Below are 22366 nucleotides of genomic sequence, written 5' to 3'. Positions count from 1 at the left end.
ACATGTATGTGGTCAAAAGGGATGGCAGAAAAGAAATTTTTAATTCCGGCAAGATTCAACAGGCTGTAGAAAAGGCCCTGACTGCGACAGGAGCAGATAATGTTGACCAGTGGTCGCGAATCATTACGGACCGGGTCGTTGCCGATTTGAATGAGAATTTCAGCAGTGGGGATGGGATCACAATTGAATATATTCAGGATAAGGTGGAAGATATCCTGATGCGGACCGGAAACACAAAGGTTGCCCGGTCTTATATCCGCTACCGGTTCCAGCATGAGATTATCCGCAACCAGGAAAAGGCCAAAGAGGAAAATAATAAGCTCTTTTCCGATTATCTTGGGCTTGGCACATGGGAAATCAAAGAAAATTCCAATATGGGATTTTCTGTCCAGGGGTTAAACAGGTTTGTGACCAGTAAGGCCACCAATGCTTTCTGGCAGTCAATTCTGCCTGCGGAAGTCGGCAAAGCCCATGAGACCGGAGCCCTGCACAACCATGATACCGGAGATCTGGCCCCTTATTGTGTCGGGTGGGATCTGAAAGACCTTCTTTTGGTGGGTTTCCGCGGGGCGGAGGGCAAAACCACATCCAAGCCCGCCAGGCATTTCCGCTCAGCTCTTGGTCAGATCGTCAACTTTGTCTATACACTTCAGGGTGAAGCGGCAGGGGCCCAGGCGCTGTCAAGCTTTGACACTTATCTGGCGCCTTTCGTCCGGGCCGATAAGCTGGACTATGGGCAGGTTAAACAGGGGATTCAGGAATTTATTTTTAATGTTAATGTTCCGACCAGGGTCGGGTTCCAATCCCCGTTTTTTAATATTACTCTGGATGTCAGGGCAGATGAGTCTGCAATTAAGGATGAACCGGCTATTGTCGACGGCCGCTTGCTCGATGTTGCTTACCGTGATTTCCAGGAGGAGATGGATATCGTTAATCTGGCTTTCTGTGAAGTGATGCTGGAAGGAGATGCTGACGGCAATATTTTCAGCTTTCCCATTCCTACCTATAACATTACCAAAGGTTTTAACTGGAACAGTGAGGTATCCAATGCTATTTTCAGGATGACAGACAAATATGGCATCCCCTACTTTGCCAATTTTATTAACTCCGATATGAACCCGGAAGATGCCCGCAGCATGTGCTGCCGTCTGCGGCTGGACAACCGGGAGCTCAGAAAGCGCGGGGGCGGATTATTCGGCGCCAATCCTTTGACGGGAAGCATCGGTGTGATTACCCTCAACCTGCCTTTATACGGGTATCTGGCGAAAGGGAACTGGGAAAAATATATCGAGCTTGTGGATAACTATATGGCGATTGGCAGGTCAACTCTGGAAACAAAACGCAAGATTCTGGAAAAACTGACCGACAGCGGCCTCTATCCCTATACCAAGTTTTATCTGAGGGATATTAAAAAGAGGTTCGGCAAGTTCTGGACCAATCATTTCTCGACAATCGGTCTCGTGGGAATGAACGAAGCTATCCGCAATTTCACATCGGACACGGATAATATCACAACCGCCTTTGGCCAGGATTTTGCCAAGAGGACTTTGGAATATATGCGGGGAAAAATCCAGCAGTTCCAGGAAGAGGACGGAGACCTTTATAATCTGGAAGCCACACCGGCCGAAGGGACCAGCTACCGTTTGGCCAGGCTCAATAAGAAACATTATCCGGATATTATTACTGCCGGAGAAGAGGAGCCTTACTATACAAACTCTACTCATCTGCCTGTGAATTATACCAGTGACCTTTTTAAAGCTGTTGAGCTGCAAAACGATCTCCAGACTCTTTACACCGGCGGAACAGTTTTGCACGGCTACCTTGCGGAGAGCATTGATGAGCTGGCCGTGGCCAAAGCTGTTGTGCGCAGGATTTTTGAAAAATATGAGCTGCCTTATTTTACCTTGACACCGACATTCAGCATTTGTGAGGACCACAAATATATTAAAGGCGAGCACTTCAATTGTCCTATCTGCGGACGTGAGACTTTGGTCATGACCAGAGTGACCGGTTTTTACCGGCCGGTCTCGGCAATGAATCCCGGCAAGCAGGAAGAAAAGAAAGAAACCCGCAGATATGTTGTTGCAGGAATTACACCAAGCCTGTTCGACGGGGTAGCGAAATAAGGGTGATGAAAAATGCTGGTGGATATCGAACCCTTTTCTCTGGTCGATTATCCCGGGTTAATCGCGGCAACGGTCTTTTTTAGCGGCTGCAATTTCCGGTGCGGGTACTGTCATAATCCCACGCTGGTAAAGAATGAAGGGAAACCCGGGATTTCAACCGGGGAGGTCTGCAGTTTCCTGCAAACAAGGCAAGGCCTGCTGGATGGAGTATGTCTGACCGGAGGGGAACCGCTCCTCTCCGGAGAGGTCAAGACTCTGGCTAAAGGGATCAAGGAGCTTGGATTCAAGCTGAAGCTGGATACCAATGGCAGCAATTTGGAAAAACTAAAGGAAATTGCTCCGTTTTTAGACTATATCGCCCTGGATATTAAAGCCGCTCCGGAAAAATATGCACAACTGACAAATTGCCCGGAAGCCTGGACAAAGGTTGGCCGGACGGTAAACTGGCTCAGGACATCAGGGATACAGCACGAATTCAGGACCACGGTCTTACCGGTCTGGCACAGTCCGGAGGAGCTGCGGTTGATCCGTGAATATCTGGGAGCGGGTGAAAAGTGGATTCTTCAGCAGTTCAGGGAACCTCCCGGGGGAGTACTGGACGGGAAAACCTATGAGGGATTTTCTGATGGCGAATTAAGGGAGATGGCAAGGAAATTGGGATGTGAGACAAGAGGATTGTAAACATCCCATATCATATTGCAACCATTAACGATACCGGGGTGCTCATACACCCCGGTATCGTTATGATCTGAATTTCCGTGTCATCAGTTTTATGGAACCTGACTTGACCGCTTTAAGAAAAAGATTGGATGATGAAACCTGAAAAGTCTTGATCAATGGGCATTCTTCTTTCGAGAAACGGCAAAAATGTAGGTACTAATGGGTGGATACCTATGCTGCTCATAGAGCAAAATAGTCCAATCTGTCCATACAATATCAGTCAGTCAATATGATAATAAAAAATATTAATATAAATGTGGATTATAATTTAAAAATATCAATATGAACATCAAGAATAGTAAAAATGATATTGACAACAGCAAAAATATTAATATAATTAATTATATAATAAATAAATTTAATTATTTAATTAAAATAGTTTAGTGAAAACACCTATTACGTTGATGGCAGGTGATGGCATGCGTTCGAGGAAGATAAAAATTTACGTGCGGAAAGGTTGGCTGAGGATATTTATTCCGGCGATACCGATAAGCCTGTTAAGAAGGATTTGTCGATTTGCGGTCAAACATTCTTTGAAGAACCCAAAATGGTCGAAGCAGAAGCAAACTGACGGTAATGGGCAGCTATCTCTTCCGGAAGAATCGTTGCCTGAGATTCTGGATTCAATCGACCTGCTTTTTCATGAATTATCTGGGATGGAACCTTTTGTTTTAGCCGATGTCCAGAAAACAGATGAACAGATTGCAGTCAGGATTTCAATCGTATAGGATATCATGCTAAAGGAACCAATTGGAAATGATTTAATACTTAAATGGATTTTGAGGAGGTGAAAGGATTGAAATATGAACTTCTTGGCAAATGTCCGGTCTGTGATAAGGAAATGCAAGTGACCGAGCTTAGCTGTAAATCCTGTCATACCGTGATCAGCGGGGAATTTGAGCCGTGTAAATTTTGCAAGCTGAGCAAGCAGCAGAAGCATTTTGTTGAAATCTTCATCAAAAACAGGGGGAATATCAAGGAAATTGAAAAGGAACTGGATATCTCCTATCCCACTGTACGAAATAAACTGGAAGAAGTGATCGCTGCTTTAGGCTACAGGGTGGAACAGAAAGAAACGGCAAACCGCAAGGACATTCTCGATAAGCTCAGCAAAGGTGAAATCAGTAAAGAAGAAGCGCTTAAGCTGCTTAGCGATTAAAAGAAGGAGGTGATAACAATGGCGGGCAATGAAGAAAAAATGCAGATTCTGAAAATGGTTGAGGAAGGCAAGATTACGGCTTCAGAGGGATTGGAGCTCATGGAGGCTCTGGAAAAAGGAGCAAATGCTGCCGGAAGCCCGGAAAAGACAAAAAATATGAAATGGCTTCGAATTGATGTTAAGGCCGAAAATGATAAAACCAAAGCCAAGGTCAACATCCCCTTATCGCTGATCGATGTCGGTTTGAGAATCGGGACTAAATTTGCGCCGGAACTCAAAGAAGCCGGTCTGGAGAAGATTGATATCGAGGAAATCGTTCAAGCCATTAAAGACGGGGCCGAAGGGAAAATCGTGGAAGTTGATGCTGAGGACGGTAAGACAAGGGTTGAGGTTTATGTCGAATAACAATAACTGAAAAGATTCAGATGAAAATCAAGGAGCCTTGAAAGTTCGTGTAAGATAACTGGAAGAGGCTTCTCTTTTTATAATCTAAAGGATAAATGAATTTTCTTATATTAAAAAATCACTTACTTTAATGATTAAAAAGCCAAATTTTTTTTCCAAACATTGAAGGAATTTGGAAAGATATGTCTAATATAACACACATAAAACATTTCTTGTAAAAAAAGGAGGCGTCTTCAATGAACTATCAGGACATTGCAAAATTCGTTCATGAGCATGTTAAAAACCCAATGCACTCTTTATCTCAAAATCAGGACAGACCTTCAGAATTAAAAGACAAGGAACTTGAAGTTATTCGGAGTGTTTTTACTAAGGCTGAGGTTTCGGGAGGTGTTCTGGCAATAGACACACTCCCATTGGCAGACTGGATGTAAAAAAAGAATGACACTTTTGCATAACGAAATTATTTCTGTTGAAATTGATGATATTTTAACAGAAGCAGGACTAGGCCAGGAAATGTTGCAATTAATAACTTCATCTTTTGAGGCCGAGTTGAAGAAGAAGGAACCGTATAAATGGGCCCACCTGGTTCTAATGAATTGTGAATGTGTCAGCGGAAAATCTGAAATCGCGCTGTCAGGGGCAATTGCCATGGAGTTTATTGCCCTGGCAGCAGATATCTTTGATGATATTCAGGACCAGGACAATGATGAGATGCCATGGCGTAAGATCCCAACTGCTAGTGCTATAAATCTGGCTCTTTGCCTTCTGATGCTAGGATATCAATCTGTTGCACGAATCAAAGACAGGAGCCTGGCAATACAAATTTGTTCTATCTTTAATTGTATGGGGATAAGAGCAAGTGTCGGTCAATATCAAGAAGTTTTATATGGCATTAGTGAACAAATTGAATTGGATCAATATTTTGAATTAATCAGACAAAAATCCGGAAGTTTAACTGCTGCTGCTTGTAAAATTGGGGGTGTTATGGGCAGGGCACCTGAATCGATTGTATTGAAACTAGAAGAGTTTGGGGCTAACTATGGAATAATGAATCAAATTAGTAATGATTTAAATGATTTTACAAATTTAAGCAAGAAAAAAGACTTTTTAGACAATAAGAAAACCCTGCCTTACATTTATCTTCAAACGGTTCTCCAAGATAAAAAAGCTCGTGATTTTAATGAATTGTTAAAGGAAAAGTGCAAAAAAAAAGAAGTACAGGAATTACTTGAAAAGATTGTAATTGATGAAGGAGTAGTTCATTATTGTACAGTGATGTATGAGCTTTTTCGGCAAAAATCTTTGGAAATAATTCAAAGTGTTCCCGCCTCTGGAAAACGTAAAAGGAAGATGATAAAACTTGTGGAAGAAAGTGTTTAGTCAGCGAAGAATATATTATCTTGCAAGTGCTGTCTTTATTTTATTGGGGATAGTATATTTTATTGCAGCCATTAATCATTCATATATTGGTCTTGATTTAAAAAATAGTAATGGACAGTGGATTGTCGATATTTGTGATCCTTATGGAGAGGGGTATAAAGCGGGAATCGACAAAGGGGATATTATTTTAAAAGTCGATGGTGAGGACCCACATAATTATCGTTTAGTTCAGAAATGGAATACTATAGAAGGTGCTACTTCTATAGAAGCTCAAAAAACAGATCAGTCCACAGAAAATGTCTTTCTGTCAGTAACTGAAAAGTCTGTTTTCGGGACAGCATTAAGTGAAAGTGTCTGGGTTATCCTAGCGTTAATTTTTTGGTTTTTGGGATTCATTACATGGTTGAGACGATCTGGTTCAATAGAAGCACGCACTTTTTTTTGGTTGAACTGGTGTATCGCGTTAGCTGTTATTATTGCTCCAGCCTCAAGCAGGGCAATAATATTTGCTAAGGAACTGGAATCAGTATTTTTTTCAACAATACCACTATTGTTATTCAATTTTGTATCAGTTTTACTTACTAAACGTAAAAATGATTTAAACAGTCTAGGTCATTATATATTATTAACATTTTATTTTATAATCGTTATTGTTGAATTCTTTCAATTTACTGGTCTGATTCAATATTTTAATGAATTAAGAAAGTTAAATTTAATAAACATAATCTTAGGAGTCTTTGTAGTCTCATGGAATCTAGCTAAATTGACAAAGGTACCAAATGATAGGCCGGAAAAAAATCAGGCTTGTATATTGCTTCTGGGGATAACTGTAGGTCTTTTTCCGTTTATACTATTTAATGCGATTCCCATAATCTTTGATTTTGACAGAATTTTAATATTGAGACTAGGCTATTTACCTATAGCTGTTGTACCCTTTACCTGGTACTATGTAATTGTCAACAAGTATTTGCCAGACAGTCGAAGGCTTTTCAGAAAAATGATTTCATTAAGCATTGAAGGAGTATTAACAAGTATTATAGTTCCACTTGCACTCTCTGGTTTGGGTGTTATTTCAAACCTGAGTTTTGAATTATATTTAGCTTCATTATCGTTAACGTTTCTGCTGATGTTCTGTGCAATAATCATTAAGTCTTTAGTCAAAATAGCGTTTAACCATCATGTATTTGTTAAAGCAAAAAACAATTTTGAGACAAAAATTCTTAGCTTAAATAAAAATCTGACGACGTTAAATCATGACGATCAGGTTTTAGAAGAAATGGTCAACAGCTTTGCTATTGAAGGCGCATTGATCGTTATTAAAGACAACAATAAGAAATATATAAAGAAGGCTAAAGGTATCTTCCAGACAAAAACGGAGGAAATTACCTTGCTCGAAAACTATTTTCAGGAAGACCGGATGGTGACTGCGGAAACCAGGCTGCTGCCCCCGGATTTTCCCGCTGAGATATATGTTCCCTTTCTCTCTGATGGATTCAGATGCGGGATATTTTTAGGCCATCGGTTTTCCCGCATAAGGTTTGAAAAAGATGAATTGCCTCAAATTACCTTGATCGCAAGGCAGTTGGCTTATCATCTTAAAGTCAGGTATCTTATTGAAGAACTATCGCAGGAAATCAGCCGGTTCGCCCGTAATGTCCAGTTTTCGGAAAAAAGAATCCAAGGGCTTCAGACCTTAAATCAATCTTTATTCAAAAACACGGAAAACGAAAGGAAAAATATCTTTTCGGAAATCCATGACGGTCCGTTACAGTTAGGTCTTGATTTAAACCGCAGGATTAAGCACCTGCTTGAACAGGGAACAGCTGATGAACAGGTGCAGAATGAACTGACTCAAATGCAGGAACTTGTTGAGGATTTGAATTTTGATCTGCGGCTGATCTGCGGAGAGCTGCGCCCTCCATTCCTGAATAATTTAGGTCTCCTTTCAGCGGTTGAGCTGCTCTGTGAAGAGATTATGCAAAACGAACTGGTGGTCATTTCGCTGGAAGCTGTGGGCATCACGAAAGAGGACCGGTTCGGTGAGGAGGTCGAATTGGCCGCTTACCGTTTCCTACAGGAAGGGATCATGAATGCCGCTAAACATTCCGGGGTCTTTAGGCTCACGGTCTGTATTGAGATCAGGGAATCCACCATACTGCTGATGGTTAAAAATTCCGGTAAGGTTTTTGAGAAAAGTAAAATAGAGGACCTGATCCTGACCGAGGGCTATTTCGGGCTCGCCGGGATGAAAGAAAGAATAGAAAATTTAGGCGGAAAACTGCTTGTAGGCGCTAAAGACTTTAACGGGACAGTTGTCCAGGCCAGTATTCCGATTATTTGAATCGGACTTTTAAAATGAAAAACTCGATTAACAAAAAGACGAAGAGGGAGGGAGAAAATTGTCCTTATCCTTAAATGAAGAGATACCGGATCAGATTAAAGTGTTGATTTTAGATCATCATACTTCATTTGCAGAAGGGACAGTCTCTTTATTGGCGGTAGAGCCCAGAATTACTGTTGTTGGGGTAGCCAAGAACGAAAATGAATGTTTGGAATTCGTGAATACTGCCGACCCGGATGTCGTGCTGCTGGACAGCTGCAGTCTAAAGCTTTCCAGGACAGATTTCATCGGCCGGATGAAGCAAATCAATTCTCATCTGAAAGTGATTATTTTGACCGATCTAAATCCCGCCGCTTTCATTTTGACCTATGGGGATAAAGGGGTAGCCGGATTTTTACTCAAGGATTGTTCAGTCAGGGAAATGATTCAAGCTATATTTAGAGTCTATGAAGGGGAAACCGTCTTTTCTGAAGGGCTGGAAACTTCACCGCGTTCTTTAATCAACAATAACAATTTTAAGGTCCCGTTAGTAGCAAATAAATCCATGTTTCAGCTGTTTACCTCCAGAGAGGTGGAAGTTGCCAGGCTGATGAACAAGGGCTTGCAAAACAAAGAGATCGCAGCCGCTCTGGGAATAAAAAAAAGAACGGTGGATCTCCATATCAGAAACATTCAGAAAAAGCTCAAAGTAACTACACGCCTGGAAGCTGTTGTAAAGTGGGCTTATATTGATTTATAGTCGATTCCCAAAGGTTTTAAGGCTCTGGGCAGGATACCATGGACTACGGCAATAAGCATTCCATAATTGACGATTGGAATGTTTTTATTTTGGGCCTGGTTAATACGGTGCAGCATTTCCTTGCGGTTAAGCATACAGCCCCCGCAATGGATGATCAGTTGATATTCGTCAAGGTTGTGCGGGTAATTGCTCCCATTGGAGTAATCGATATGCAGCTCCCCTCCCACCATTTGTCTCAGCCAGCGGGGGATTTTGACCTTGCCGATATCATCAGGCTGCTGGTGATGGGTACAGGATTCGGCAATAAGGATCTTGTCTCCGGGGTTGAGTCTTTCCGCAGCTTTGGCACCCTCGGCAAGAGCAAGCAAATCCCCCTTATAACGAGCCATTAAAATAGAGAATGATGTCAGGGGAACCTCGGGGGGAACATCGGCAGATACTTTCAAAAAGGCCTGGGAATCGGTGACCACAAGGGCCGGAGGCTCCTTTAAAGAGTCCAGGGCTTTTTTTAGTTCATACTCCTTGCAGACGACGGTCAGGCAATCATGATCGAGGATATCCCGGATGGTCTGAACCTGAGGAAGGATTAAGCGGCCTTGAGGGGCAGCCATGTCAATCGGGACGACCAGGACAATCATGGAACCCGGTTCCACCAGATCCCCGACGATTGCCGGGGCAAGCCATTCGGTAGGTTTGATTTTGCTTAAATTCTGTTTGAGCTGCAAAATCCCTTCCTTAGTGACTGAGCTGACAAAAAGGGCCTGAGGGGCTGATGTTTGCGGATTTTGCAAAGAAAGACCGTATGTTTGCTCAAGGTTGTTTTGCAGGGCCTTTTTTTGGTCTTCATTGATGAGATCAATCTTGTTAAAGATAATCAGGACGGGAATATTCCGCTCGACGCAAAGATCATAAATATTTTTTTCAAAATCCCCAAATCCAGTACCGGAATCCACAACCAGCAAAGTGACATCCGTTTTGTCCAAAACCTGTCGTGATTTCCGGACCCTCAGCTCTCCCAGAGAGCCTACATCATCCAGCCCGGCCGTATCAATCAGCATGACCGGCCCGATCGGCAGAATTTCCATTGCTTTATAAACAGGATCGGTAGTTGTTCCCGGCACATCGGAAACAAGGGCGATGTCCTGATTGGTGAGCGCATTGATCAAACTTGATTTACCGGCATTTCGGCGGCCAAAGAGTGATATATGCAAACGGGAACCTTTGGGTGTATCCTGCATGTCTATCTTCCTCATTTCTGATGATGAATTACTCTTCACGTAAAGGTTTGTCCGCTGATCCGGGTCTGGCCATCAGATGATAATCCAGGACCTTCTCGGCATCTTCACTGCTGAGGTAGCCGAGATCCTTGACCGCCTGGCGGACAGTGACTTTTTCCCGGCGGGCGTATTTAACCACTTCTGCTGTTTTAGCATAACCCAGAACAGGCATGAGAATGGGAGCTGTGATCAAACTGTGCTCCACAAGCTCAAGGCATCTTTCCTCATTGACCGTGATCCCGCTGACGCATTTGTAGGCGAGAATGGAAGCACCCTTGCCAAGAAGATCAATGGCCTGTAAAAGGTTATAGGTGACGAGAGGCAGAAATTGGTTGATCTCCAGCTGGCCGTTTTGACAGGCCATGGTGATGGCAAGATCAGCGGCAATCACCTGAAAAGCGACCTGATTTACTGCTTCCGGGATAATTGGGTTAACCTTTCCGGGCATGATTGTCGAACCTGCCTGCTTTTCCGGAAGACGGATTTCGGCAAAGCCGGCGAAGGGACCGGAGGAGAGCAGGCGCAAATCATTGGCGATCTTATTCAAATTCACCGCGGCAGCCTTAAGCAGACCGGATACTTCCGTGAAAACATCGGCGTTTTGGGTAACATCAATCAGGCTCTCGGCTCTGGCTAAACCTATTCCGGTATTCTGGCGCAATTTCTCTATGACCAGAAAAATATATTCACGGGGGGCATTAATACCTGTTCCAGCGGCTGTTCCGCCAAGATTGACCTGGCGCAGCCGTTCCTCAACCTTGTAGATGCGCCAGCGGTCCCGGGCAACAGCCTGGGCCCAGCCGCTGAATTCCTGGCCCAGGGTCACGGGGACGGCATCCTGTAGCTGGGTCCTCCCCGGTTTTAAAATACCGGCGAATTCTGCTTCTTTCTGCTGCAGGACATCCTGCAGCTCGGCGATCTGCTCGCTTAAAGGCAGCAGCATTTTGATGGCGGCAATCCTTAAAGCGGTCGGATAGACATCATTTGTCGATTGATGCATATTGACATGGTTCAAAGGATCAACCAGATATTGGCCTTTCCCGCCCCCCAGAAGTTCAGTCGCCCTGTTGGCAATGACTTCATTCACATTCATATTGGTTGAGGTTCCGGCCCCTCCTTGCAGGGCATCTGTGGGAAACTGGTCGGCAAGCTTACCTGCGGCGATCTCCGAACCGGCTTCAATGATGGCATATCCCGTATCATTGTCCAGGTATCCTAATTCCATATTGGCCTGTGCTGCCGATACTTTAACCAAAGCCAAAGCTTTAATCAAATTGGAGTGGACAGGATGGCCGGATAAAGGGAAGTTCTCTAAAGCACGCTGAGTGTGAATTCCCCAATAGGCATGTTCGGGTACTTGTTTTTCTCCCAAAAAATCCTTTTCGATGCGCATGGAATAACCTCCAATGCAAAGTGTTTAGACTGATTTGATGATATCAATTATAGAGTATTCAGCGCTGTTTGGGAAATCAAGACTGCTGCATGGGAGCATCACTGAATTGAAAGGAGGGCGGATCAGACGAAGAAATCGCGCTGCCCTTCTTTAATCTTTTCAAGATTGCCTATTGTCAGCTCTTTGATTCGATCATTCTGAATTTCTTCCACAAAATTTTCAATTGTTCTTTCACCCAGTTCCTTTAGCTGAGGTGAAGCATAATCCATCAGGTATTCCTGAAAAGTAGTCAGGGCGTTAGGTAGACAGACATTGCAAATATTTCCGGTTTTGGCCAGCTGCATGAACCTGTCCCCTGTCCGGCCTGTCCGGTAGCAGGCTGTACAGTAACTGGGGAGATAGCCTTGGGAGCATAGGTTGATCAAGACTTCCTCAGGAGTACGTTCATCGCTGACCTGGAATTGGGCAGTGGCATCTGTCTTGTGATCAGCGGAACAGGAATTCTCTTCGGCAAATTCCTTTTTGTAAGACCCTACACCTGTACATGAGCCTGCGCTGATCTGGGATACCCCAAGCTTAATGGCTTCATCCCGGAATTCGGGAGTTTCTCTGGTCGAGAGGATAATTCCCGTGTAAGGCACAGCCAGGCGCAGGATAGCAATAACTGTTTTGAAATCTTCATCTTGAACAAGATAAGGGAATTGATCCAGACTCATCCCTGAGGCAGGCCTGATTCTGGGAACAGAGATAGTATGAGGGCCGACACCAAATTTTTCTTCAAGGTGAAGGGCATGATAAAGTAAAGCAAGGACCTCGAATTTGTAGTCGTAAAGACCGAATAGAACACCGGCACCCACATCATCAATACCGCCCTCCATTGCCCGGTCAAAGGCGGTGGTATGATAGTGATAGGAGGACTTTGGTCCGCTCAAATGGAGCTTTTTATAGGTCGGCCGGTGGTAGGTTTCCTGAAAGAGAATATAGGTACCGATGCCGGCATCTCTTAATTTCCGGTAATTTTCAACCGTTGTCGCGGCAATATTGACATTTACCCGGCGGATTTCCCCCTGCTCTTCACTTGTTTCATAGATCACTTTAATGGCATCCAAAACATATTCGATCGGACAATTGACAGGGTCTTCACCCGTTTCCAGGGCCAGGCGCTTGTGTCCCATTTTCTCCAGAATCTTGATCTCTTCAGCGATTTCATCCATCGTCAGCTTGCGTCTGGGCATCTCCTTGTTGGAACGGTGGTAGCCGCAGTAAGTACATTCATTAATGCAATAATTACTGAGGTAAAGAGGGGCAAACATAACGATTCTCTTTCCGTAGATTTTTTCTTTCACTTCGAGGGCAGCGGCAAAAAGCTCTTTTTTCAGTTCCGGGTCTGTGACTTCCAGCAAAATGGCCGTTTCCTGGGGAGTAAGACCTTTAGCGGCTCTGCCTTTAGCGATGATCCTTTGAACTTCTTCTTTGGGAGCTGTCTTGGCCTGAGCCAGATCCTCATTGATTTGTTCATTGTTGATGAAAGCGACTTCAGGATCGGCAGGGCTTGTTCTTTCTTTTTCTAAAATTTTTGTACTCATCTGGTTTTCCTCCTCATGCCTTTGTTTTTAATAGTGTTCTGATTTCAGAAAAAATTATGTTAAGGAGCTGAAATAAAAAAGCTTTTCTCTGAAGAAAAGCAGCAATCCGTTTTCAGTCCGTATTCTTAAAAAGAAAAATACAAACTGTCGATAGTCAAACGGTTGATTTCTCTTCTTTCAGATCAGAACAGGTCTTTTCTGTCAGGTTCGAAACATATGATTTTATTGAGACGTGATGCTCGATCAGGGTGCAATAAGAGATTTCCGATATTTTCCCTGCCGCGGCGGGGAAAGATTAATCAAAATCTTTTTTGGATATGGCAGTCTTTACTGATACTTTCTCGATTTTACCCAGCTTTCCGGTAAGACTGTTGATTTCATCTGTTTCTCCTAATACCGCGATAAAGATGACGGAAATTTCCTGGTCGGGCATAGGCAAGCCCATACGGCCCTTGATGATTCCTTTAAATGAGGCAACCGTATGATTAAACTGGAGCTGGGTCTTTTCCGGGTCTTCCAGAATGGCACTGATTACGGCTACTTTCTTCATCTGATCACACCCTCTTAGAAAAACTAAAAGCTTCCTTCCTGACGGAAGAAAGCAAAAAAGAACAAAAGGACAAACCGCTTCCTTCCAGATCAGAACATACTTTTCTGTCAGGTAAATATTCTATTGATTAAAATATAACAGATTTTAGCTCCGGGAGCAAGATGGATTTATCAAGATCAAGGAATCATCAGAAACATAAGCATAAGGAATCACCAGATTTGGAATCGGAGTGGATTATGATAAAATGAGTGTGACGAGGGAATATATACTGGAAACAAGGCAACAAACAGGTACTGGAAATAAAATAATGAGGATACCGGTCCAACAAATAAAAATGATAAGGTGATACGAATGAACGTAGTCTGGCAGCTTGTATTGATCATCATGGCAATCAACATCACGTATGTTTCCCTGACGACGGTAAGGTTTATTCTGATGATCAAGGGGCTGAGCCTTTATGCGTCACTGCTTTCCGTCATAGAAATTTTTGTCTATATCATGGGCCTGTCAATCATTCTGAATAACTTGAACAGCCCATGTAATATCGCTGCCTACTGTATAGGTTATGGGATAGGAGTTTTCCTGGGAAGCCTGATCGAAGAGAGGCTTGCTTTAGGATATTTAACGGCTCAGGTCATTATTGACTCTGATGACGATACCTTGGTCAAGGTGATCAGGGGACAGGGTTTTGGGGTCACATCCTGGATCGGCGACGGCAGAGACGGGAAAAGGCTGGTCCTTGATGTTTTAACGAAAAGGAACAGGCAAAAAGAGCTGATGACAATCATAGATGAAAAATCCCCCCATGCTTTTGTGGTTTTTCATGAACCGAAGACGTTTAAAGGAGGGTTCTGGTTATGCAAGATGCGGTAGAACCTGAGAAAAACAGGTTAGATCGTTTGGTAAGGAAAAACCTTTTAGTCCCGAACAAAAGAGGCATTATCCCTTTGTGGAGATAATGCCTCTTTTGTTGGTTTGGCAGTTGTTTTCAATAAATTATAAAAGGAACAACATCTCCGCATAGGTTGGGAAGGGCCATTGAGCAGCATCAATCAGAGTTTCCAGCTTGTCGCCGTAAACCCGCAGTTCAGCCATGGCGGCGAAGATCGTATCATGTGCGTAGAGACCCAATTTATAAGCATCATCGATCTCGGCAGCACCGTTTATGGCTTTTTCCAAAGCATTAACTTTTTCCAGGAAAAGATTGTTGGTCGCAACCAGTTCCTTCAGCAAGCTTTCTTCAGCGGCAGGTGCTGTACCGAGGGCATCTTTGATGCTTAAAATATTGCCGGCCAGTTCAGCGGCATATCTGGAAGAAACAGGGAAAATGGAACGTTGAGCAATGTCCAGCATGGTTTTTGCTTCGTAATTGATTACCTTTGTATACTGTTCGAGCAGGATTTCATAGCGGGCATGAAGTTCCCCTTCAGTCAGCACACCATGTTTGGTAAACAGGGAGATACTCTTTTCAGAGATATAATAAGGCAGAGCTTCAACCATGGAACGGATATTGGGAAGTCCGCGTTTTTCAGCTTCGACGACCCATTCATCAGAATAGTTGTTGCCGTTGAAGACAACTTGTTTGTGTTTCTTGATGATATCCTGGAGCAGGGAAGCGAGTTCCTTGTTGAAATTCTTGGTTTTTTCCAGTTTATCGGCAATCTGAGAGAGGGATTCCGCAACAATGGTATTCAGGATCATGTTCGGACAAGCGATAGATGCGCTGGAGGGAACCATCCGGAACTCAAACTTATTTCCGGTGAACGCAAAAGGAGAGGTCCTGTTGCGGTCGGTGGTATCTTTGAGAATTTCCGGCAAGGTGGCGACACCGACCTTGAGGATTTCTCCGGCTTTGGAGCTGGTAGCGCCGCCTTTTTCCAACTGGTTGATCACATCGTTCAGCTGATCACCCAGGAAGATGGAAATAATGGCCGGAGGGGCTTCATTAGCGCCAAGCCTGTGGTCATTGCCGGGATTGGCGGCAGAGATCCGGAGAAGTTCGGCGTAGTTATCGACAGCTTCGATCACAGCGCACAGGAAGGTGAGGAATTGAGCGTTGCCATGCGGACTATTTCCCGGCTCAAGCAGGTTTTGTCCGTCATCTGTCCCCAAAGACCAGTTATTGTGTTTTCCTGAACCGTTCACTCCGGCAAATGGTTTTTCATGGAGCAGGCAGACCAGATCATGGCGCAGGGCGACTTTTCTCAAACAGTCCATGACCAGCTGATTATGGTCTGTGGAAACATTGGTTGTCGAAAAAATTGGAGCGATTTCAAACTGGGCGGGAGCAACTTCATTGTGCTGAGTCTTCGCGAGAATCCCCAGCTTCCATAGTTCTTCGTTCAATTCTTTCATAAAAGAGGAGATACGCTCCTTGATCGTGCCAAAGTAATGGTCTTCCATTTCCTGGCCTTTGGGAGGCATAGCCCCAAACAGGGTTCTTCCGGTCAGAACCAGATCCATTCTCTGTTCAAAGAAATTTCTGTCGATCAGGAAGTATTCCTGTTCCGGTCCGACAGTGGAAATGACTTTGGTCGCCGTAGTATTCCCAAATAGCTTCAGCACACGTAAGGCTTGTTTGGATACAGCTTCCATTGATTTTAAAAGAGGAGCCTTTTTGTCCAGTGTTTCTCCGGTATATGAATAGAAGGCGGTTGGAATGCACAAGATGGTACTGCCATTCTTATCTTCTTTTAAAAATGCCGGTGAAGTGCAATCCCAGACTGTGTAGCCCCTGGCTTCAAAAGTTGCGCGGATACCGCCGCTGGGGAAAGAAGAGGCGTCAGGTTCCCCCTTGATCAGCTCCTTGCCGGAGAATTCCATGATGACTTTGCCGTCCTCGGTTGGTGAAATAAAGGAGTCGTGTTTTTCCGCGGTCAAACCGGTCATCGGATGGAACCAATGGGTAAAATGGGTAGCCCCTTTTTCAATTGCCCAGTCCTTCATGGCGCTGGCAACGGTTTCAGCAACACTGGCTTCGAGAGCGGTACCTTGGGTAATCGTTTTTTTCAAGGCTTTGTAGGTAGCTTTGGGCAGTCTGGCCCGCATAACGGTATCATTGAAAACATTTGAACCAAAGATCTCCATTTCTAAAATCCTCCTTAAAAATTGCAGATAAAGCATCTAATGTTGAAAACAATCCGGAAAAAAGCAAAAAAAGCAAAAAACACCCACCTAGGCGGTCTAAAAACACCGAGTTAAGCGTCATTGCTTACTTGCTTATTATATTTAAAAACTTAACATACTTTAATATAGGATACAAGTAGTTTTGCAATGTATACAGGATAGTAAAAGATAGAAAAAACATTCTTTGTTTTTGGCGGGAATGGAATACTTTTCACTGGATGATTTAATTTTTTTTGCCGGTTTAATAAATAAAGAAGGAAAAGCATTGGAAAAAAAGAAAATGAATTAATATCTGCCGTGGTTTTTAGAATATCCTTCTTGAAATTACAGGTTTTGTTTTACAAGATGTATTTTGCACGAAAAAAAACGGTTTTGATTTATCGTCTTAATTAGGAGGGATTACGCATGAGTCTTGTTTATGTTGGTTTTGTCCCCCATCCTCCGCTGATTGTTGCCGAGATCGGAAAGGGAGAGGAAAGGGCTTGTCAGGCGACAATAGAGTCTTATCAAAAAATTGCTGAGACCCTGGTTGATTTGAAAGTAGAATCTGTTGTTCTGGTATCTCCCCATGCTCCTTTAAGCCGGCAGGGATTATCTTATCTGGAAGGAGAAACGGTAAAAGGAGACTTTGGGAGCTTTGGCGCGGGAAATGTCAAACTGGAATTTGAAGTGGACGGGATGCTGCTGGCATCGGCGCAGGAAGGAATAAGCAGCCTTCAGCCTGTAAAAGCCGAGCTTGATCATGCCGCCCTTGTTCCCTTGTATTTTCTCAAGAAAGCCGGTTGGCAAGGGAAGGTTATTGTTTTTGGAATGCCCTTGCGGCAAGCAGAGGAATTGGGCAGATTGGCAGGGGAGATTTTCAGCGGCAGTGAAACCAGGTGCGCGATTTTAGCCAGCGGGGATCTGTCCCACCGGCTGAAGGAAGATGGTCCTTACGGTTTTCACCCTGACGGTCCTAAATTTGACAGTATCATTGTGAAAGGGATACAGAAGGATACGGCCATCATCAGAGGTATTCCGCAAGACATGCTGGAAGCGGCCGGGCAGTGCGGGTATCACTCTCTTCTATTTGCTTTGGGCGCCCGGGAAGGTTCTCCCAAGGTCCTGTCTTATGAAGGTCCTTTTGGGGTGGGCTATCTCACGGCTGAAATTTATCGTTCCGCACCTATTGCCGGCTATGCCCGGGAATGTCTGGAGCACCATCTTCACGCGCAGGCTTTTGATAAGCTGCATATTCCGGGTGATCCTTTATTAAAAGAAAAAAAAGCCTGTTTTGTCACGTTGAAAAAGGATGGTGAACTCAGAGGCTGCATAGGAACTGTTCAGCCGGCCCGTGAAAATCTGGCTGCGGAGATCAGGCATAATGCCATAGCGGCAGGGACCCAGGACCCTCGCTTCTGGCCTGTGCAGCCCGATGAACTGAAACTGCTCCGGATATCGGTAGATGTACTGAGTGACCCGCAAAAAATTACAGGGTCGGAAGAGCTTGATCCTCAGCTTTATGGTGTCATCATCCGCTGCGGAGGAAAAGTGGGGCTATTGCTGCCGCGTCTGGAAGGGATCGAAACGGTGGAGGAACAAATCCGTATAGTCAGGCAGAAGGCAGGCATTTGGCCGGAAGAAGAGGTCGAGCTTTGGAGATTTGAAGTGGAAAGGTTTCATGAGTAAAAACAATGTATACTGTATTACAAAAGATAAAAAGCTTGTGTATACAATATTTATTTAGAAAACCACTTTACAGAAACCCAAAGGGGTAATATAGTAATATCACAAGATAAATTCTTAAAACATTGGCAACGGAGCCTCGGAAAGCGCAACGCTTTTCTGAGGCTTTTTTTTGTCATGAGAAAAAAAGGAGGAGAGAAAAATGAATAATGGGGATACCGCTTTTATGCTCATTAGCGCCGCACTTGTTTTTATCATGATTCCCGGATTAGCATTCTTTTACGGAGGACTTGTAAAAAAACGCCATGTTCTGTCCATAATGATGCAAAGTATTGCCGGACTTGGAATTGTAACAATTCTCTGGGTGGTTATCGGTTACACAATAGCTTTTGGTACGGATATAAACGGACTTATCGGTGGACTTGATTACCTGGGACTTAAGGATGTCGGACTGGATCCGAAAGGTGAAATGACAATCCCTCACATTTTATTTGTAGCTTTTCAGTTGATGTTTGCCATTCTGACTCCGGCGCTGGCCACAGGGGCCACTGCTGAAAGACTGCGTTTCCCGGCTTATGTGGGAATTCTCGCCCTGTGGAGCTTAGTGGTTTATGCGCCTGTCGCTCACTGGGTCTGGGGCGGAGGATGGCTGGGAAGCCTGGGTGCCCTTGACTTTGCCGGAGGGACTGTAGTTCATATCAGTTCAGGGATTTCGGGACTTGTGGCGGCAATTGTCATTGGCAAACGCTACAATAAAGCCAACGATCCCACTATCCCCCATAACATTCCTTACGTCGTTCTTGGCGGGGCCCTGCTCTGGATCGGTTGGTTCGGATTCAATGCCGGAAGTGAGCTCGCAGCGGATGGGACTGCAGCATTGGCTTTTGCCAACACCCATATCGCCGCCTGCATGGGACTTCTCGGCTGGATGATCTCGGAAAAGCTGCATCATGGTAAAGCGACAATGCTCGGTGCAATCTCCGGGGCGGTAGCAGGTTTGGTGGGTATTACTCCGGCTTGCGCCTTCATCACACCTCTGGCCTCGATTGTGCTGGGACTGATCGTCGGTGTAGTATGCTACTTCTCGGTTGCTGTCCTCAAGGAAAAGCTTGGCTATGATGACGCACTGGATGTCTTTGGTATTCACGGTATCGGCGGAACCATCGGAGCCTTGATGACAGGGATCTTCTGTACAGCGGCAGTAAATCCGCTGGTTGCCAACGAAGGACTGTTTTACTCCGGAAACTTCGAACAGGTAAAAATTCAGCTCATTGCAACTTTGGCAACCTACGCATACGCAGCAGTCGCAACTTTCATCATCCTCAAAGTGGTTGGAATCTTTACCCCCCTTGCCGCTTCAAATATTGAACAAGAAACAGGTCTTGACAGCACGCAGCATGGAGAAAGCGCTTATTCTGACATCGATGGGCTGAGCACTTCATTCAGCAATCTTTAATCGGCTGCTTGATCATGGAAGAAAAATAAAAACAGATCGTAAAATGAACAAACCGTTCCGAAAATCAACCGGAACGGTTTTTCATGTCTGCTTGGATAACGGCTTATTGTCGGATATCCCAATTTTTGCCGAGATATCTTGCGGGTTGTTTAAATAATTCTTCATAAGTCAGACCGATTTTTTGAATCATTCTGCTTTGCGCTTCATTCTCAGAAACACCTTTTTCAATGATCTCTTCGATTTTTTCTCTGGCCACAGGTTCGGCGAAAAAGAATCCTTGAATATTGTCACAGTTTCCCTTAAGCAGATAATCCACCTGCTCTTTATTCTCCACTCCTTCAGCCAGCATTTCAATATCCAGATGATGAATCAAGTCAATGATGGAATCAGTCAACGCTCCCTGGGAATTGGGATATTCAATATAATTGAGCAATTCTTTGTCCAGTTTGACCATATCTAAGGGCAGTCTCTTCAATTGGCTCAAAGAGAGGTTGCTCAAGCCGAAATCATCAAGTGCGATTCTGATCCCGGCCTTTTTTAATTTTTTTAATACGGAGACCATATAGTCAAAGTTTTCCATAATCACATTTTCTTTTATGTCCAGTTCTAAATTTGACGGTTTTATCCCCGAATGTTTGACGGTTTCCATGATCGTATCGAAAAAATCTTTTTCCTGGAGCTGGACAAGAGAGATATTCACGGAAACAATCAGGTTCAATCCATATTTGTCATTAATCATTTTACAGACTTCACACGCGTTTTTGATCACCCATTTTCCCAGCGGAATGATTTGCTTGGTTTCTTCGGCGATCTTGATAAACTCTACCGGCAGGATCAAGCCAAACGCGGGGTTATTCCACCTGAGCAAGGCCTCAAATCCTCGCAGCCTTCTGGTGGGAATTTCATATTGCGGCTGATAGTATAATAAAAATTCCTGGTTATTCATCGCGCTGATCAGCATCGTCCGCAGCATATTTTGCCGGTTAAGCGCCTCTTTGAATTGATCATTATAGAAATAGTAGCAGTTTTTGCCCATTTTTTTTGCTTTGTCCATTGCGGTATTGGCATTTAAGATGATTTCATTGGCATCAACACCATCATCAGGATAAATTCCGATGCCAATGCTCGCCGTAAGGCTGATGGAGTGCCGGCCAATGGAAAACGGGGTAAAAAGGGCCAGCCTGATTCGTTCAAATACGGTAAACAGCTCATTGACATGGATGAGATGTTGAAACAATACCAGGAACTTATCTTCGCCGAACCGGGCAACGGTATCATAACTGCGCACACAGGAAACCAGCTTTTGGGCTACTTCAAAAAGCAGTTTGTCCCCGTGATCATGACCATAAACAGCATTTAGTTCTTTGAAATTATCCAGGTCAACAAAAGCAACTCCTATTTTGACTTTGTTTCTCTCGGCGATAGAGATCGCTGTTCTTAGTCTGTCTAAAAACAAAGTCTTGTTGGGCAGTTTGGTCAAAGAATCGTGATAGGCCAGGGAAATCATTTTCTGTTCGTTGATTTTCAGACTTGTAATATCATGATTTGAACCGATAAAACCAACGATCTTCTTATTCAAATCAGATATTGGTGATAATGTAGCGTAGTAAAAACGGGAGCTCCCGTCCGGTAAGAAATATTGATATTCCAGATGAGCGGGCTCTCCGGTCAGCATAAGCTCGGCAATTGCCCTGTCCCAAGCAATTGCCGTATTTTCAGGGTTGAAATAATCGGTTATCCTTGTCCCGAGAATCTTTTTTTCGGTTTTCCCTGTTAATTGGCAAAACATTTTGTTGACCATGGTAATCATCCCCCGCAGATTGCAGGTGTAAATGATGTCCCCCAGGTTGTTCACAAGAGTTTTGTAACGCTTTTCACTCAGTTCAATTTCTTTTTTCTCTTTTTTCAATTGAATCAGCTCATGATTTTTTTGAGTTATTTTCGATTCATTTCTTTTGGTCTGAGTGATATCAAGGAAATAAACCAGCCGTTGCTTTGAGGTGAAGGGAATGATGATGACAGAATAGTACGTTTCATTTAGATTGGAGAAATATTCAAAAGACAGGAGCTGATGATGTAAGACAGTATTTTTTAATACTTCAGCCCAGTCCGGATGATCAGAGCGGGAGTCCGGAAAGAGCTCTTTAAGGTCTTTATGGAGAAGCTCCTCTCTCTGATATCCGGCAATCTTTTCAAATGACGCACTGATTTCCACTATCGTTAAATCAATGGTCCGGTCTTCTCTTCCAATCGTTTGGAACAGAATATAAGCATCATTTGTATTTTCCACCAGAAATTTAAGACTGTCCTGTGTGTTTATGATCATAAATGTTCACCATTTATCAAAAAAATTTTTTCCTGCTATAATAAAAAATAAATCCGATAATAATTTATCGTAATTTATCAGGGGAATATTTATCTTTTGGATGAATAAATCATCGTT

General features: G+C 43.8%; 18 protein-coding genes. 12 read left to right on the top strand and 6 right to left on the bottom strand.

The genetic code is table 11. The annotated features are described in order from the left end of the window. The first annotated feature begins 2 nt into the window (after window positions 1-2). The 9 genes from SGLY_RS13685 to SGLY_RS13645 all read left to right on the top strand — a co-directional run bounded on the left by SGLY_RS13685 (window position 3) and on the right by SGLY_RS13645 (window position 8870). Entirely contained in the window at window positions 3-2126 is a 2124-nt protein-coding gene (locus SGLY_RS13685; RefSeq protein WP_013625819.1) for a ribonucleoside triphosphate reductase, read from the top strand. 12 nt (window positions 2127-2138) lie between these two features. Continuing rightward, window positions 2139-2807, top strand: a complete 669-nt coding sequence (locus SGLY_RS13680; protein WP_013625818.1) for an anaerobic ribonucleoside-triphosphate reductase activating protein — start codon at window positions 2139-2141, stop codon at window positions 2805-2807. 485 nt (window positions 2808-3292) lie between these two features. After that, window positions 3293-3574, top strand: a complete 282-nt coding sequence (locus SGLY_RS17945) for a hypothetical protein (protein ID WP_169312027.1) — start codon at window positions 3293-3295, stop codon at window positions 3572-3574. Window positions 3575-3642: 68 nt separating this feature from the next. Beyond that, the gene (locus SGLY_RS13670) at window positions 3643-4005 is read left to right on the top strand and encodes a DUF2089 domain-containing protein (RefSeq protein ID WP_013625817.1); all 363 of its coding nucleotides are present in this window, start codon (window positions 3643-3645) and stop codon (window positions 4003-4005) included. Between the two features lie 18 nt (window positions 4006-4023). Next, window positions 4024-4410 carry an SHOCT-like domain-containing protein gene (locus SGLY_RS13665; protein ID WP_013625816.1) on the top strand — a complete coding sequence of 129 codons (387 nt, stop codon included), beginning with the start codon at window positions 4024-4026 and terminating at the stop codon, window positions 4408-4410. Between the two features lie 236 nt (window positions 4411-4646). Further along, complete coding sequence (locus SGLY_RS13660; protein WP_013625815.1) at window positions 4647-4841, top strand: hypothetical protein; 195 nt, start codon at window positions 4647-4649, stop codon at window positions 4839-4841. Window positions 4842-4848: 7 nt separating this feature from the next. Continuing rightward, the gene (locus SGLY_RS13655; RefSeq protein ID WP_013625814.1) at window positions 4849-5790 is read left to right on the top strand and encodes a polyprenyl synthetase family protein; all 942 of its coding nucleotides are present in this window, start codon (window positions 4849-4851) and stop codon (window positions 5788-5790) included. Next, window positions 5771-8131, top strand: a complete 2361-nt coding sequence (locus SGLY_RS13650; protein ID WP_013625813.1) for a sensor histidine kinase — start codon at window positions 5771-5773, stop codon at window positions 8129-8131. The genes SGLY_RS13655 and SGLY_RS13650 overlap by 20 nt, the downstream gene beginning before the upstream one ends. A 58-nt stretch (window positions 8132-8189) precedes the next feature. After that, window positions 8190-8870, top strand: coding sequence for a response regulator transcription factor (locus tag SGLY_RS13645; protein ID WP_013625812.1), 681 nt, complete (start codon window positions 8190-8192; stop codon window positions 8868-8870). Here SGLY_RS13645 and hydF read toward each other — a convergent pair. The 4 genes from hydF to SGLY_RS13625 all read right to left on the bottom strand — a co-directional run bounded on the left by hydF (window position 8855) and on the right by SGLY_RS13625 (window position 13676). Then, window positions 8855-10108 carry a [FeFe] hydrogenase H-cluster maturation GTPase HydF gene (gene hydF, locus SGLY_RS13640; RefSeq protein ID WP_013625811.1) on the bottom strand — a complete coding sequence of 418 codons (1254 nt, stop codon included), beginning with the start codon at window positions 10106-10108 and terminating at the stop codon, window positions 8855-8857. The genes SGLY_RS13645 and hydF overlap by 16 nt on opposite strands. A gap of 28 nt (window positions 10109-10136) precedes the next feature. Further along, window positions 10137-11540 carry an aspartate ammonia-lyase gene (locus SGLY_RS13635; RefSeq protein ID WP_013625810.1) on the bottom strand — a complete coding sequence of 468 codons (1404 nt, stop codon included), beginning with the start codon at window positions 11538-11540 and terminating at the stop codon, window positions 10137-10139. A 122-nt stretch (window positions 11541-11662) separates the two neighbouring features. Further along, window positions 11663-13126, bottom strand: coding sequence for a [FeFe] hydrogenase H-cluster radical SAM maturase HydG (hydG, locus tag SGLY_RS13630; RefSeq protein ID WP_013625809.1), 1464 nt, complete (start codon window positions 13124-13126; stop codon window positions 11663-11665). A gap of 295 nt (window positions 13127-13421) precedes the next feature. Then, complete coding sequence (locus tag SGLY_RS13625) at window positions 13422-13676, bottom strand: TM1266 family iron-only hydrogenase system putative regulator (protein WP_013625808.1); 255 nt, start codon at window positions 13674-13676, stop codon at window positions 13422-13424. Window positions 13677-14027: 351 nt separating this feature from the next. On the opposite strand from SGLY_RS13625, the gene SGLY_RS13620 reads away from it, so the two are divergent. Then, window positions 14028-14549, top strand: a complete 522-nt coding sequence (locus SGLY_RS13620) for a DUF2179 domain-containing protein (RefSeq protein WP_013625807.1) — start codon at window positions 14028-14030, stop codon at window positions 14547-14549. Window positions 14550-14672: 123 nt separating this feature from the next. Here the strand turns inward: SGLY_RS13620 and SGLY_RS13615 are convergent, their stop codons facing one another. After that, on the bottom strand, window positions 14673-16763 hold the full coding sequence (locus SGLY_RS13615; protein ID WP_013625805.1) for a glutamine synthetase III family protein: 2091 nt from the start codon (window positions 16761-16763) through the stop codon (window positions 14673-14675). 444 nt (window positions 16764-17207) lie between these two features. Here SGLY_RS13615 and amrA point away from each other — a divergent pair, with 444 nt between their 5' ends. Continuing rightward, window positions 17208-18470 (top strand): AmmeMemoRadiSam system protein A, encoded by a 1263-nt coding sequence (gene amrA, locus SGLY_RS13610; protein WP_013625804.1) that lies wholly within the window; start codon window positions 17208-17210, stop codon window positions 18468-18470. 199 nt (window positions 18471-18669) lie between these two features. Beyond that, entirely contained in the window at window positions 18670-19923 is a 1254-nt protein-coding gene (locus SGLY_RS13605) for an ammonium transporter (RefSeq protein ID WP_013625803.1), read from the top strand. A 103-nt stretch (window positions 19924-20026) separates the two neighbouring features. On the opposite strand, the gene SGLY_RS13600 is transcribed toward SGLY_RS13605, so the two are convergent. Further along, the gene (locus SGLY_RS13600) at window positions 20027-22249 is read right to left on the bottom strand and encodes a sensor domain-containing protein (protein ID WP_013625802.1); all 2223 of its coding nucleotides are present in this window, start codon (window positions 22247-22249) and stop codon (window positions 20027-20029) included. Window positions 22250-22366 lie beyond the last annotated feature (117 nt).

The sequence above is a fragment of the Syntrophobotulus glycolicus DSM 8271 genome, assembly GCF_000190635.1.
GTDB classification, from domain to species: domain Bacteria; phylum Bacillota; class Desulfitobacteriia; order Desulfitobacteriales; family Syntrophobotulaceae; genus Syntrophobotulus; species Syntrophobotulus glycolicus.
Note: the sequence above shows the minus strand (reverse complement) of the source record. Positions and strands in the feature narration are given on the sequence as shown.

Coding starts and splice junctions, on each gene's coding strand:
- SGLY_RS13620 (WP_013625807.1), top strand. CDS start 14,028: ATGAACGTAGTCTGGCAGCTTGTATTGATCATCATGGCAATCAACATC.
- hydF (WP_013625811.1), bottom strand. CDS start 10,108: ATGCAGGATACACCCAAAGGTTCCCGTTTGCATATATCACTCTTTGGC.
- SGLY_RS13635 (WP_013625810.1), bottom strand. CDS start 11,540: ATGCGCATCGAAAAGGATTTTTTGGGAGAAAAACAAGTACCCGAACAT.
- amrA (WP_013625804.1), top strand. CDS start 17,208: ATGAGTCTTGTTTATGTTGGTTTTGTCCCCCATCCTCCGCTGATTGTT.
- SGLY_RS13600 (WP_013625802.1), bottom strand. CDS start 22,249: ATGATCATAAACACACAGGACAGTCTTAAATTTCTGGTGGAAAATACA.
- hydG (WP_013625809.1), bottom strand. CDS start 13,126: ATGAGTACAAAAATTTTAGAAAAAGAAAGAACAAGCCCTGCCGATCCT.
- SGLY_RS13665 (WP_013625816.1), top strand. CDS start 4,024: ATGGCGGGCAATGAAGAAAAAATGCAGATTCTGAAAATGGTTGAGGAA.
- SGLY_RS13615 (WP_013625805.1), bottom strand. CDS start 16,763: ATGGAGATCTTTGGTTCAAATGTTTTCAATGATACCGTTATGCGGGCC.
- SGLY_RS13605 (WP_013625803.1), top strand. CDS start 18,670: ATGAATAATGGGGATACCGCTTTTATGCTCATTAGCGCCGCACTTGTT.
- SGLY_RS13685 (WP_013625819.1), top strand. CDS start 3: ATGTATGTGGTCAAAAGGGATGGCAGAAAAGAAATTTTTAATTCCGGC.
- SGLY_RS13680 (WP_013625818.1), top strand. CDS start 2,139: ATGCTGGTGGATATCGAACCCTTTTCTCTGGTCGATTATCCCGGGTTA.
- SGLY_RS13625 (WP_013625808.1), bottom strand. CDS start 13,676: ATGAAGAAAGTAGCCGTAATCAGTGCCATTCTGGAAGACCCGGAAAAG.
- SGLY_RS13655 (WP_013625814.1), top strand. CDS start 4,849: ATGACACTTTTGCATAACGAAATTATTTCTGTTGAAATTGATGATATT.
- SGLY_RS13660 (WP_013625815.1), top strand. CDS start 4,647: ATGAACTATCAGGACATTGCAAAATTCGTTCATGAGCATGTTAAAAAC.